This is a genomic window from uncultured Litoreibacter sp. (assembly GCF_947501785.1).
Classification (GTDB): domain Bacteria; phylum Pseudomonadota; class Alphaproteobacteria; order Rhodobacterales; family Rhodobacteraceae; genus Litoreibacter.
The window spans coordinates 1-13,450 of record NZ_CANMXB010000003.1; the positions used below are offsets into that span (position 1 = coordinate 1).

Annotated in this window: 13 protein-coding genes; 1 reads left to right on the top strand and 12 read right to left on the bottom strand. The window is 62.8% G+C overall.

The features are described 5' to 3' along the window. Positions 1–85: 85 nt before the first annotated feature. Positions 86–1,381 (bottom strand): AAA family ATPase, encoded by a 1,296-nt coding sequence (locus Q0899_RS19310; protein WP_299195596.1) that lies wholly within the window; start codon positions 1,379–1,381, stop codon positions 86–88. A gap of 585 nt (positions 1,382–1,966) precedes the next feature. Between Q0899_RS19310 and Q0899_RS19315 the strand changes: the two genes are divergently transcribed. Next, complete coding sequence (locus tag Q0899_RS19315) at positions 1,967–2,653, top strand: DnaA N-terminal domain-containing protein (RefSeq protein ID WP_299195599.1); 687 nt, start codon at positions 1,967–1,969, stop codon at positions 2,651–2,653. 3 nt (positions 2,654–2,656) lie between these two features. Here Q0899_RS19315 and Q0899_RS19320 read toward each other — a convergent pair whose 3' ends face one another. From Q0899_RS19320 to Q0899_RS19370, 11 genes are all read right to left on the bottom strand, one after another. Further along, entirely contained in the window at positions 2,657–3,316 is a 660-nt protein-coding gene (locus tag Q0899_RS19320) for a hypothetical protein (RefSeq protein ID WP_298299643.1), read from the bottom strand. Then, positions 3,313–3,744 carry a hypothetical protein gene (locus Q0899_RS19325; RefSeq protein WP_299195602.1) on the bottom strand — a complete coding sequence of 144 codons (432 nt, stop codon included), beginning with the start codon at positions 3,742–3,744 and terminating at the stop codon, positions 3,313–3,315. The genes Q0899_RS19320 and Q0899_RS19325 overlap by 4 nt, the downstream gene beginning before the upstream one ends. Next, a complete protein-coding gene (gene tssI / locus Q0899_RS19330; RefSeq protein ID WP_299195605.1) occupies positions 3,744–5,867 on the bottom strand; it encodes a type VI secretion system Vgr family protein in 2,124 nt (707 codons plus the stop codon). Before tssI ends, Q0899_RS19325 begins: the two co-directional genes overlap by 1 nt. A 190-nt stretch (positions 5,868–6,057) precedes the next feature. Next, entirely contained in the window at positions 6,058–7,170 is a 1,113-nt protein-coding gene (locus Q0899_RS19335) for a cupin domain-containing protein (protein WP_299195608.1), read from the bottom strand. Next, positions 7,167–8,342, bottom strand: a complete 1,176-nt coding sequence (gene kynU / locus Q0899_RS19340; protein ID WP_299195625.1) for a kynureninase — start codon at positions 8,340–8,342, stop codon at positions 7,167–7,169. The genes Q0899_RS19335 and kynU overlap by 4 nt, the downstream gene beginning before the upstream one ends. 11 nt (positions 8,343–8,353) lie before the next feature. Beyond that, entirely contained in the window at positions 8,354–9,184 is an 831-nt protein-coding gene (locus Q0899_RS19345) for a tryptophan 2,3-dioxygenase family protein (RefSeq protein ID WP_299195610.1), read from the bottom strand. Continuing rightward, complete coding sequence (locus Q0899_RS19350) at positions 9,181–9,981, bottom strand: alpha/beta hydrolase (protein ID WP_299195614.1); 801 nt, start codon at positions 9,979–9,981, stop codon at positions 9,181–9,183. The genes Q0899_RS19345 and Q0899_RS19350 overlap by 4 nt, the downstream gene beginning before the upstream one ends. Then, positions 9,978–11,186, bottom strand: a complete 1,209-nt coding sequence (locus tag Q0899_RS19355) for a 3-hydroxyacyl-CoA dehydrogenase family protein (RefSeq protein WP_299195618.1) — start codon at positions 11,184–11,186, stop codon at positions 9,978–9,980. Before Q0899_RS19355 ends, Q0899_RS19350 begins: the two co-directional genes overlap by 4 nt. Continuing rightward, positions 11,158–11,865, bottom strand: coding sequence for an RES family NAD+ phosphorylase (locus tag Q0899_RS19360; RefSeq protein WP_298362868.1), 708 nt, complete (start codon positions 11,863–11,865; stop codon positions 11,158–11,160). Before Q0899_RS19360 ends, Q0899_RS19355 begins: the two co-directional genes overlap by 29 nt. Next, positions 11,862–12,272, bottom strand: coding sequence for an MbcA/ParS/Xre antitoxin family protein (locus Q0899_RS19365; protein ID WP_298299667.1), 411 nt, complete (start codon positions 12,270–12,272; stop codon positions 11,862–11,864). Before Q0899_RS19365 ends, Q0899_RS19360 begins: the two co-directional genes overlap by 4 nt. Positions 12,273–12,324: 52 nt before the next feature. Further along, the coding region (locus Q0899_RS19370) for a ParB N-terminal domain-containing protein (protein ID WP_299195623.1) at positions 12,325–13,450 on the bottom strand (1,126 nt) is incomplete at its 5' end.

Here is a 13,450-nt window from a genome sequence, read left to right on the forward strand (position 1 = left end):
TCCCCGCGGGGAACCTTTTGTCATCCGCCTCCTCAGCGTCCGGTTCGAAATTGATGTCAAAAACGCTGCGCTTCTTGGCCATTTATCAGCCCTCCATCTTGTCCCAGGCGACAACAAGATTGTCCCTGAATTCGTCATAGGCCCGGTCAAAGGACGCCCGCGCGCGCCGCCATGTCTCCCGCGTCATCTGGCGGTAGTCGATCTCGTAGACGGAAGACAGGAAGCGGCCGGATTGCTCGACCGCGCGGGTCATCTCGATCGGGTGCTCCGCCACATGTCCCTTAAAGACCTGACCAAATGCTGAACGCATCGCGCGGTGCAAATCATTGTTGGGCTCGTAACGGGTCAGTAAGAATTTCAGATCAAGGAAGGCCTTCTCTACATTGCCGCCATCCGGCAGCCCCCCTTTGAATCGCCCAAGATCTTCCAGCGCTTCGGACAATTGGCCAATGAAACTGGTGGTGCTGTCATATTCCCAATAGCCCGGACCGGACGGAATATAGAGCACATCGGCCGCAAAAACGGCGTTCATCGACTGGTAACCAATCGCGGGCGGGCAGTCGAAAATGATCAGGTCATAAGCATCATCGGGCAGCTGATCGAGGTAGCGCGATACCGAAGCAAAGAAGGACCATTCGGGGTTCAGATGCCGGTACTGCGCCGAGGCGAATTCCACGAAAGCGGCATTCGCGCAGCTGGGGATCAGATCAATTGTAGGCCAGCTGGTGGGCTTGATGAAATCGGCGACACGCAGGTCGGACAGCCCCATGCCGGTCACCGCGGCGGGCAAGGTCCGGCGGGGCAGGGCGGTGCCGCTTTCAGCCCCGGCGGGCGCGTTGTTCATCCGTTCGGTTTCGCGAATCAGATCGCGGGCCATGATGCCCCAGACCGTGTATTCCTCGACCACATCAGACAGCCCCATGGAATGGGACAGGGTCGCCTGCGGGTCGAAATCGACGCACAGAACGCGGTAGCCATCCAGCGCCGCGGCATGGGCGAAATGCAGCGCGACCGTGGACTTGCCGGCGCCGCCTTTGAAATTGGCTATCGCCGCGCGGATCGCGCGTTTGCCAGCGGGGCGAGGGGGCATCAGCGTGCGGTTCTTCACCTTCATCTTGCGGCGCAGCGCGTTGATTTCGTCCAGCGTGTACCAGCGTTGCCGGCCGTCTTCTTCAACCTGGCCTTCGGGCAGGGAGGGGTCGGCGGCAAGCCGGCCGCGCAGGGTTGACGGGTTCATCTTGAAAATCAGCTCTGCCACCTCCCAGCTGGAAAACCGCCGCAGCGTCTTTTCCATCTCGGGGGAGTAGGTTTGCTGGCGTATATAGCCCTGCATTTTCAGCGATTGCGCCTGCAATTTCGCCAAATCGGTGTGGTCGAACATCCGGTTTGCCCTCTATAAAGGTTCCCCGCGGGGAACCTTTTTGGTGTTTGTTCCGTCTCAAAAGGTTCCCCGCGGGGAACCTTTGGCCCCAATTTGCGGAAAAACGGCAAGACGCTTTTTCATGCTCTTTTCTGATTTACGCCTAATTTGCGTTTCATGCAAAGTGCTATTATTCCAATATGGACGACAAGATGCGGGCAGGGGGCCAAGCCGTCCTTCACGGCAGAGGTGATTCCTTTCCTGCCAAAGGTTCCCCGCGGGGAACCTTTTGAGGGGCCAAGCTCTGTCTAAATATAGGGGACATGATCTTGACGCCTGCTGCATATTGGGGGACAAAAGGGCGTTATTAGGGGACAGCCTAGATGACCCCCAATACCATTAATACCAAGATTCATCTTTGAATTGGATTTGAAACAGGCCTCTGATCAAACCAAGGCTTGACAGAATCGGCCGAGAGGACGCAAATCAGTCATAGATCGGGAAAGGCGTTGCCAAAAACGCAAACCGGCGTACGGACCATTAACGGTCTGTAAAGAGTAGGCAGGCATCACCCAAACCACCAGTGATGCGATTTCAGGGGGCGGTATGCTTTCAACCAAAGCCGTGGGGCGTCAGGCCGCCGCGCGGAAATATGACATTCTCACAGCCCTTGCGACCTACGCGCTTGCGCGGGGCAAGCATGACCACCGGCTGGTGCTGCGGCTGATCTCGCTGATCACGGCGCGCTACAATTGGGCGCGCGACGAGCTGGCGGTCGGGCAACGGGAAATTGCCAGGATGTGGTCTGTGGATGAGCGCACCGTTAAGCGCGAAATGGCCAAGTTCCGTGCATTGGGGTGGCTGGTCGTCAAACGCCAGGGCGCGCGGGGCAGGGTGACCGAATACAGCATCGATTTCGACTCTATTCTTGCCCAAACAAGCGATGACTGGTCCAAGGTCGGCCCCGATTTCGACCTGCGTTTGCGCGGCCCGCAAGAAGCGGAACAGGCCCAGATTGTCCCGCTGCGGCCCAACGGGGTGGTGCCCACCCCATCGGTGACCGACGGCACGGATTGGTCGCTGGCCCAAGGGCTGTTGCATTCGGAAGATCCCGCGACCTATGGCAGCTGGTTCCATGCGCTGCAGGCAGGCGACAGGGCAGGGGGTCGGTTGACATTGAAAGCGCCCAGCCGGTTCCACGCGGCCTATGTGCAATCGCATCTGGCCGACCGGGTGCTGCGCGCTTGCCAAAGCATTGACGGCACGGTGTCCGAGGTGGTGATTGTCGACTGACCGCTAGCGGGTGATCATCGGAATGCTGTCAAATTCCGGGTCGTTCTCCATCAAGATGCCGTCCTTGCCGGTGCGCTGCTCAAAATACTGCGCCGCCATCGAGCGGATGGATTTCATCGACACCGAGCCCCAGACAAAGCCCGAGGGGATTTCGTTGGCGCGGGCCCATTTGCCCACGCCAAACCCGACCGATTGCACAAAGACCCGCGGCCCGACCTGGTAGACATGGCGCGCGACATAGCCCTCGTGCAGCGAATGCGCCGGGGTGGTCTGGTTGATCAGCACCCGCTTGGAATTGTCGACGATATGGGTCACCGGGCCGAACAGATCGACCACGGTCGTGTCGCCGGTCGAGACCGGGTCGCCGAATTCGTCAAAATCGGAATCGGTGTATTCCAGGGCAGGGTAGTCGCGCAGCCCCATCCACACATCATCGACCGAGAACCGGTACTTGTACCAATGCACCACCGCATAGCCCATGAAGCTGGCGCCTTGGGTTTCGACATTGGGCATGGCGCGCGCGCCGCCGGAATGGGTGTCGTAATAGTGCCAGCCGTCGCCGCCGACCTGGGCGGGGTTGATCGCCGTGGGGAAGCTGAAGCTGACCCCGTCATCAAAGCGGACCGTAGCCACGCCGCCCGCCGCGATTGAAACCTTGCTCATGCCTCGGCCCCCCGTGTTGGGCGCAGCCAGCCGGTCAGCCCCGCAGCCGAGAAGTAGCTGAGCAAAGTCATCGCAACATTGTAGATGTGGTAGGGCAGCTGCGGCACCCCGTCCTTGATCATCACCGTGCCGCCGGTGGTAACGTCGCCCATGCCGCCGGCGCGCACCACCAAGAAGCCGATCAGCACCGCCGCCACGGCCAGCCCGACCGCCACGCAAAGCCGCCGCCCCCAGCCGCCGCGATCAACCGCGAAGGCGATGTTGGCGGGCACCAGCAGGTAGAAGGCGTAAAAGATCAGCGAGCTGATGACGAAATAGATGAGCAGCCCGGCATCCACGGGCAGCTCCCGATAATGGTTGAACCGCTCCAGGTTGGAGAACAGCAGCTGAAACCCGATCAGCGCGAGGTTGAAAATGAAAAAGCGCATCAGTTCAGGTCAATCCTTGGGGCCTTCATCACGATGGACGAGCTGCCCAGCACCTCGATATCAGAGCCGGAGATCCGCACCTTGCCATCAGATGACATCATGATGCTGGCCGCGCCCACCTGGAAGGTGATGTCGGTGCCCGCCTGCAGCCTGACGGCCTTGCCGACCTGCGCGATCCTGTTGCCGTCGACATGCTCGGTCAGCGTGCCCTTGGTGTAATCCTGCCGCATCCCGTAGACCGACGAAATGCGCGCCTTGCCGATCTTTTCGGTCATGGTCTGCGCCACGCTAAGCGTGTTGTTGCCGCTGACGATGACTTCCATGTTGCCGCGCGTGGCGTCGGCATCCAGCAGCCGGTCCATCTGGTAGGGCGTCTTGCGCAGGAAGCTGTCCTTGTAGGCGAGGGGGGAGGTTTCCCCCAGCAGGCTGCGCGCGCCGAACTGGCCGTTTTTGGCGGCCCCGACCACCAGCCGCATATTCCCGCCGATGGCCTCTTTGTGGTGGCGGGCGACCTCGATGGTTTTGTGGTTGCCGACCGATTCCGACTGCGAGCGGTCGATGCGTTTCGCCCGGTGGTTTTCGATGTGGATGTTCTGGTCCTTCTGGCCGTGAACGTAGATCTCTTCCTCGTTGCGTTCATCCTCGAAGGTGATCTCGTTATAGCCGGTGCCCTTGTGGGTGTCGCTGCGAAACACCGATTTGGTTTTGTGCTTTGGCAGCTCGTAGGGGGCGTCGTTCTGGCCGTTATAGACGCAGCCGGTGACGATGGGTTTGTCGGGGTCGCCCTCCAGAAATTCCACCATCACCTCCATGCCGATGCGCGGGATGATCATGCCGCCCCAGCCCTTGGACGCCCAGTTCTGCGACACCCGACAGCGCATGGAATAGGCGGCGTCCAGATCCCAGTGGAAATGCACTAGGATGCGGCCGTATTCGTCGCAGTCGATCTCTCCCTCGCCCACGACAACCGCGGTTTGCGGGCCCTGCACCACCGGGATGCGGGTTTTGCGTTCGGGGGCCAGCGGGGCGGTGACCGGCATCAGCACATAAGCGCCCGTATAGGCGTAGCCGTCCGATCCCTGCTTCTGCGCCTCGCTGTCCATCGTGCCGTAGGCGTCAGAGACGTAGCTATGCGACGCGGTCAGGCACAGGTAATCGGCGCCCTTCACCCCGTCGACATGATCGCCGGTCAGGCTCAGCCGCATGCCCGCGCCCAGCGAGGTGCAATCCCCCACCGCGCGGTGCCGGCGGTCCTGGCCGCGCTCGGCCAGGGTGCGCAGCCCGACCACGTCCTTGCCCACGCCCTGCTCCAGATAGTCGCCGGGGTAGTCGTAGCTTTCGATCTGCCCCTGCTCGTATTTGGCGTCGCCCGTGCGGTCCACCTCCATGGCGGCGTTGGGGGTCTTGAAGTTGTAATCGGTCAGCCGCATCGCGCCGGTGGTCAGGCGGCGTTCGGGGAACCAGCCCCAGAAGTGCTCGTTTTCGGTGTTGTGATGCCCGTCATAGGGTTTGTAAACGCGGCTGCTGCCCGCCACCATGTCATGGCTGTCGACCGCGTCGGTCAGCACCAATGTGTGGCTGCCATGGGCATGGCGGAAATGGTAGGAGATGCCGAACCGCTCCATCAGGCGCATGGCAAATTCCATGTCGCTTTCGCGGTATTGCACGGTGTATTCCAGCACCCGGTAATCTTCCACCAGGTCGACCTGCAGGGCAGGGTCGCCCAGCGCGGCGTAGGGCTGCAGCAGCTTTTCGATGATCTGCACCACGGTCATGTTGTGGAAAATGCGCTGGTTGCGGCGACGACCGGCCAGCCAGAACCACGGCCGCAGGGTCAGCTGATACTTGTGGCCGTTTTCGCCCGCGCCCGACCAGATGGCCTGGGTGACGATACCGTCAAAATGGCGCGGCCCGTTGTTCTGGCTGTTGATCTGCACCGACGCATGGGTGCCGATGATCTGGTCAAAGTCGATGTTTTGCTGGGTCGACAGGCAGTCGACCGTGTACTCAAACAGGTCGTTGACATAGTCGGTGCCGGTGAAGCGCAGCAGCACAAGGACGTCCTTGCCCAACACCGTGGTCAGCTGCCCCAACCGCGCGTCCTGCGAAAATATCGCGTTCATAATCCGCTGCCTTCGTTAAAACGACCTAGAATAACATTAACCAACCTAGCATGAGTTGGCGGTGACACAATGTCGGCCACCCATAATACACGATCGGGAGACAATCGGCGCGGTTTCGGCCCGTTAGGGCCGCGGATCCCGCCAATCGGATCACGGCGCATAAGGAGAGTTATGTTGTTATGTCAGGCTTTCAGCCGTCAATCTCGGTGGTGAAGGCCGCCTGTAAGGCGACCTCGATCAGCTCGCAGTCTTTGGTGGCGTCGCTGTAGCGGGCCTTGAGGAACGGCGGCAGCACGAAAGCGTCGCCTGCGGCCAGCGGGTGCGGGGTTTGGCTGGCAACATCCAGCGTCAACGCGCCCTCTTTGACGAAGGTGAACAGAATGTCGGTGTTGTGGCTGGTCCATGCGCCGTGATCGCCCGCGGGCCGGGCGACATGCACACCCGCCACGCCGCCGGTCGCGTCGCCAATGCCGGTGTCGCGGCTGTCCCAACCGGGGATGCGCCAAGGGGCCCAAACCGCGCCGTCCTGCATGTGATGGATGAAGCGGGTGCCCTGCCATTTGCGATCGGGGTTCACCGCGCCGTTGGGCAGCTCCATCTCGTGGTCGATGGTGGTGATATGTTCGGCGGGCACCCCGATTTCCAGCACCTCGACATTGTCGGAGGCCTCCAGCACCCGGTGGCGGATCATCGGCGGCTGGATCACGCAATTGCCGGCCTCCAGAATGAACGGGTCGCCCTGATCTTCATAGACCAGCCGCACCCAGCCCTTGAGGCAAAAGATCAGCTGAAACCCGACCGTGTGGTAATGCACCATGTCAGGCACCGGCCCGCCATCGGGGATGCGGATGTGGGAGGCGATGATCGACCCGCCTAAGCGGTCGGGGATCAGGTCGCGGTAGCGCATGCCCGCGCGGCCAATCACCCACGCATCGCTGTCGCGCAGGTGGCGCACCATGAAGGAGTGCTGCGTCTCTGGCATGTCCAAAGGCGGGTTGGCGTCCACTATGTCGATCAAGTTGCCGCCCGGTGAGGTGAGATTGGTTTTGCCGCCCGCAAAGCTGCCCGGGTCATCGCAGCGCAGCCGCACCTTGCCCGGTGGTTGATCAAATTCGCGGTCCAACCGAATGCGCAGCCCATGGCCGGAGATCAGGGCAACCGCCGGGTCATCTGCCGGGAAAATCTCGTCCAGCCGGAAGCCCAGCATGGTCAGGAAGAAGGGCAGTTCTTCCTTCAGGTCTGTGACCGGCAGGTAAATCTCGGCCTGCGCGATCTGGTCGGGCTTCGTCTCTAAATCGCTCATGTCACCCTGCTTTTCTGGTGGTATTCCGGGCGGTCCCACAGCCGGTTGTCGAGGATGTCGGCCAGGATATTGACCGCGCCGCGCACGTCATCCTCGTCGATGTAAAGCGGCGTGAAGCCAAACCGCATGATGTTGGGCGCGCGGAAGTCGCCGATCACATCGCGCGCAATCAGCGCCTGCATCGCCGCGTAGCCATGCTCAAACGCGAAGGAGACCTGGCTGCCGCGCTCCGCGCCGTTGCGCGGGCTGGCCAATGTCAGGGCAGGGCAGCGCGCCTCAACTTCCGCAATGAACAAGTCGCATAGCCGGATCGAGGCGGTGCGGAGGTCGGCCATATCGACCTCTTCCCAGACCTTCAGCGCCTCTTCCAAAGCGGTCATCTGGATCACCGGCGGCGTGCCCACGCGCATGCGTTCAATGTCGCCTGCGGGGCGGTAGGTCTGCTCAAACGCGAACGGCGCGTCATGGCCCAGCCAGCCTGCAAGCGCGGGTTCAATGCCCACCACAATGTCGGGACGGGCGTAGATGAACGCAGGCGCGCCGGGGCCGCCGTTGAGATATTTATAGGTGCAACCCACCGCAAACTCCGCGCCGCAGCCGGTCAGATCCATCGGCACCGCGCCTGCGGTGTGGGCCAGGTCCCACAACATCACCGCGCCCGCGTCATGCGCCGCCTTCGTCACGCCGGCCATATCGTGCAAGCGCCCGGTGCGGTAATCGACCTGCGTGATCATGGCGACGGCCACGTCGTCAGCCATGGAGGTTGCGACCTCTTCCGGGGCCACGAGCCGCAGCTCGTAGTCGCGGTCCAGCTGACGGATCAGCCCTTCGGCCATATAAAGGTCCGACGGGAAGTTGCCGCTGTCGGACAGGATCACCCGCCGGTCGGGCCGCATCTTCAGCGCCGCTGACAACGCCTGATAGACCTTCACCGACAGGGTGTCGCCCATCGTCACGGTCCCCTGCCCCGCGCCGATCAGCCGCGCGATGGTGTTGCCCACGCTGGCGGGCTGGCCCATCCAATTGTCCAGATTCCATCCCTTAATCAGATGCGCGCCCCATTCGTTTTGCAGCATGGAGCCGATACGCTCGGTCACGCCCACGGGCAGCGGCCCAAGGGAGTTGCCGTCCAGATAAATCATCCCCTCGGGCAGGGAAAACCGGTCCTTCATCGGGAGTTTGGTCACAAAGCGCCTCGTATATTCCAGAGTTCGGGGAAAAGCTCGACCTCAAGCATCCGACGCAGGTATTTCACCCCCGACGTGCCGCCCGTGCCGCGTTTGAAGCCGATGATGCGTTCCACGGTGGTGACGTGGTTGAAGCGCCAGCGGCGGAAGTAATCCTCCAGGTCCACCAGCTTTTCGGCCAGCTCATACAAATGCCAATGGGCGTGCGGGTCTTCGTAGATGGTGATCCATGCAGCGGCCACGGCGTCATGCGCTTTGTGCGGTGCGTCCAGCTGGTACGCCTCTGGCGGGAATGGGGTGTCCAACGCCTCCCCCAGTCGGTCCAGCACGACATGATACAGCGACTTGGTGCCCAATTCCTGCCCCAGCATGTGGTGCAGCTCGGGGCGGTGTTCATGCACCTTCATCATGGCGCGGTTGCGGTTGCCCAGGATGAACTCGATCAGCCGGTATTGATGCGACTGAAACCCCGAGGAGGCCCCAAGGTCGTTGCGAAACTCGGTATATTCGCTGGGCGTCATGGTGCGCAGCACGTCCCAGGCGTTGTTGAGCTGCTCGAAGATGCGCGCCACGCGGGTCAGCATTTTGAAGCTTTGCTGAAACTGCCCCCGGCGCAGCGCGTCGCGGGCCACCGACAATTCGTGCAGGCACAGCCGCATCCACAGCTCAGACGTCTGGTGCTGGATGATAAACAGCATTTCGTCATGCGCGTCGGATTGCAGGTTTTGCGCGCCCAGGATCGGGTCCAGCGACAGGTAGTCGATATAGGACATGTCCTTGGCAAAGGACATTTGCGCGCCCTCGTCTTCGGGGTTGTAGCCGGTCATGGGGCGAAGGCCCGCGTCAGGTCGCTGCCGGGGTCTTTCAGCGCGTCGATGACCGAGAAATGGTTGTGCGCCCCGTCCACCACACAGGCCACCTCGGCCCCGAGCCCCTGCCACATCGTCGCCAGCAGCTGCGCTTGGCGGATGAATTCCGGCCGCTCCCCGCCGCCCACCCATGCGGTGAGGTTGGCGCGCGTCTCAGGGCGGTGCAGTGCGGCGCTTTCCTGTCGCGCCTCCGCCTCGTCCAGCCGCAGGTCGGTATTCATCGCGGTCCACATCAGCGGGCGCAGGTCGTGCAAGCCGCTGATCGACAACGTGTGCTCCAGCCGGTCCAGCACCGCGCCATCCAAAGGCGTATCGTCGCAAATCATGCGGCTGACCAAATGCCCGCCCGCCGAATGCCCGGCCAGCCTGACGGGGCCGCCCACCAGCCCCGCCGCAAAGGCAATCGCACGGCCGACCTGCTGCGTGATCTCGGCGATCCGGGCCTCGGGCGCCAACGTGTATTGCGCCAGGCACACCGCCCAGCCATTGGCGCGCGCGCCCTCGGCGAAATGGGTCCACAAGGATTTGTCGAGCCGGATCCAGTAGCCGCCATGCACAAACACCGCCAGCCCCTTGGCCTTGCCGTCGGGCCACACCATGTCCAGCCGTTCGCGCGGGTGGGTGCCGTAGGCGTGTTCCTCAATCCGCACGCCACCTTCCCGGTATGCCGCTGCGTCGGCTTCCCATTGGCCCGGCAGGGCCTCGGACCCCGGCACATGGGCCATGTTGGCATATGCGTCGTCCCAGTCGGTCATGTTGTCTCCCCTGCCCCGTCCGCCATATACATCGGCCCGCCTTTGTCTCGCGGGAAACCGTAGCCGTTCACCATGACAACGTCGATATCAGAGGCGCGGGCCGCGATGCCTTCTTTCAAAACGGCGCGGCCTTCGGACTGCATGACCGTCAATATCTGAGCCATGATGCCGGCGGCGCTATGCGGGGCGCGAGTGATGCCAAGGCGCGCCGATTCCGCTTCGATCAGCGCAGTGACCTGCGGGTCCACCACCGGGGTTTTGCCGTCGTCGTAGCGATACCACCCCTGCCTCGCCTTGCGGCCGAACCGGCCAAGTTCGCACAGCCGGTCGGCAATGGCGACGTAGCGCTGACCGGGCACCCGCCCGCGGCGTTTGCGCATCGCCCAGGCGATGTCGAGCCCCGCCAAATCCTGCATTTCGAACACACCCATGCGAAACCCGAAATCGCGCATCGCGCGGTCCACCTCGTGGGGCAAGGCGCCGTCCTCGACCATCTCGTCGCAGGCGCGGCGGTAGGCGGCCATGATGCGGTTGCCGATGAAGCCGTCGCACACGCCCGATGGCACCACGACCTTGCGCAGCCGCCGCCCCAACGCGGCCCCCATGGCAACAGCTGCGTCCGACGCGCCGTCCGGCACCACCAGTTCGAGCAGCTTCATGATGTAGGCGGGGGAAAAGAAATGCAGCCCGATCACCCGCGCCGGGTCGCGCACCGACCCGGCGATTGCGCCCACATCCAGGTAAGAGGTGTTGCTGGCCAGTACCGCGCCCGGTTTGGCGACGGTGTCCAGCGTCTCGAACACACGGCGTTTCAGGGCCAGGTCTTCGAACACCGCCTCGATCACCAGATCAGCCTGCGACAGGCTTTCATAGTCCGCGCTTGCGGAAAACTGCGCGACCAGCCGCGCATGGTCGTCGGCGTCTATCACCCCGCGCGTCAGGCTGTCGGCCAAAATGGCCAGCACCCTGCCCCGCCCCGCATCGACGCTGCGCGCGTCGCGTTCGACCATCCACACCGGCAACCCCGCCAGCAACACCGCCGCCGCGATGCCCGCGCCCATGGTGCCGCCGCCGACAATTCCGATGCCGTTCAGATCGAGGGGCGGGCCCTGCGGTAAGTCTTGCCCTGCCCTGCGCTCCGCCGCGGCGAGATAGTCTGACGCGCCGCCCGCCATGTTAATCTTCGATCCGGTAAACGCTGTCATTGGTGCGGTCGCGGAACATGTCGACCCGCTGCCCGTCCCAATGGTAATCCAGATGCCGGCCCTGCATCGGGGGGCCGGCCAGGTCAGGGTAGAACAGCCCCACGCAATCGGCGGTGCCGCGCACGCTGGGGTAACAGATCCCGTCCGACCCCGCGTCGCGCAGGCCGCGCCCAAGGGGCTGGCTTTCGCTGTAATCGTCGGGGCGCAGATACGCGTCATTGCCGGGCCCGCGCAGGTCGTGCAGGTCGCCGTCTACCGGTAGGATCAGCTCCCGAAACTGCGACGTCCAGCCCGGGGCCTCCGCCGTGCGCGCCATGAAGGCGGCGTGATGATGCGTGGTCTCATAAAGCGCGGTTTCAAAATCCTCGGCAATGTAGAGCACCCCGAACCAGCCATCAGAAAAGCGGCTGGGCCGGTCGGTGCTGACATGGGTAAACGGGGCCATCAGGTAGCTGGCCCCCTGCCCCGACACGCGCCGGTCAGGCGGCACCAGATCGAGATTGCCAATCGTCTCCATCAGCCGCGGGTTGGTCTTCTGCTCGGCCGAGATCAGCAGCGGCCAATCGGCCGGGTCGGCAATGTCCTCAAACAAATCAATCGGCGGGTAGAGGCTGCGAATGATGCGCACCGCGCCGTCCCATGCGACATGCGCGACAGGCGGCGCGGCGTCTGCCGTCACCAGCCGCCCCGCTCGGCATCCACATAGCGGCGCACCCGCATCAGATCGGTCAGCTCCCCGCCCAGCATCACGTCCAGCGCGGACCGACCCTGAAACGCGGCGTTTTCGGCTTTAACCCAGCCATAGGCCCGCTGCGGTTCGCGGAAGATGATGCGCAGACCCTTGTGCAGCCCCATCAGGTTCGACAGCCGCGCCTTGCCATCCCGGTTGATCCGCCCCAACGCGCCGGATTTCCAGCGCCGGTAGGTCCGCACGGGTTGGTCCAGCAGCACCGCCGCTTCTTCATCCGTGATGTTCCACAGGCCAAACAGGTTTACCGCGGCGCGAAACATCGCGGCGGCTTCCGCGTCGGTGATCGGTTCCGGCACAAACTCCGGCGCGGTGGTGGTGACGTGATGTAGGGTCATAAGGCTTTCTCCATATGGCATTACATAGACACTTTAATGCCAAATGGCAATATCACTCTCCAAGGCTCTCTAAAAACGTCTCAATTCCGCGTTGCAGCCTTTCGCGGTCAATCGCCGAGAAATCGCGCGGCAGCCGGATCTCGACCCGTCCGTCCTGGGCAATGATCCGCGCTTCCCCTTCCGGCCGGTTCAGCCGCAGGGTGGTTTTGGACACGGACGGTGGCACCTCCTTTGACGCGTTTTGGGCAGGAACAGAGCCTTGTTCGGCGAGCGCGCGCAGCAAAGTCAGTTCCAGCTCCGCGTCCCTGTCGGGAACCGCCCGCAGCGTCTCCGCCGCCAGCTCTGCCCGGTCGGGATCGGCGTCAAACACCTTGCACAGCTCGATGCCCAGCGCGCGCGGCAGGACCTCGGGATGACGCAACGCGCCGTCCAACCCTTCCAGCACACGCGCAAATTGCCGGATATAGGACCGCTTCTGTTTCAGGGCCGAGGCATAGAGCACCTTCACCGCCTTGCCGGGCTCCATATCCATGTCCTTGGCGTAGGACAGCGCCAGCTGAGCCATCTCGCCAAACGAGATGTCTTTGCGCACCAGATTCTCGTCGACCATCTTGCGGTAGAGATCTTCCAAAGGTTCCCCGCGGGGAACCAGGGCGGCGGGAATTTTGGTGTAGCGCGCATCGCCCGTTTCGGCGGCCAGTTCGCGAAATGCGTTCAGCCGGCGGAACCCTTGGATCAGCTCATAGCCCGCATCCGTTTGTTCCACCCTGATCGGATTTGAGAGCCCAACCGCAACGATAGAGTCTTTCAGCTCGGCCAGCTCAGGATCAACATTCGCCGAGCGGTCGCGTGTCAGTTTTGTGATCACCACGTCGGAAACGTCGATCAGGTCAGTGATCAACCCCAGCTTTTTCAGCCGGACATGCTCATGCGCAAGCGCATCATTTTCGGCGCGGATCGCGGCCTCCGCCCCTGCCCGTTCCTGCGTTGCCTCGGCGGCTTCGGAAATCGCGCTTGCCATCGGGCCGCGCCGCGCGGGTTCGTCATTTTGCCGCGGATGCCCTTGCACGTTGAACGACTTGGTTTCCGGCGCGCCAGGGTTCCCCGCGGGGAACCTTTTGTCATCCGCCTCCTCAGCGTCCGGTTCGAAATTGATGTCAAAAACGCTGCGCTTCTTG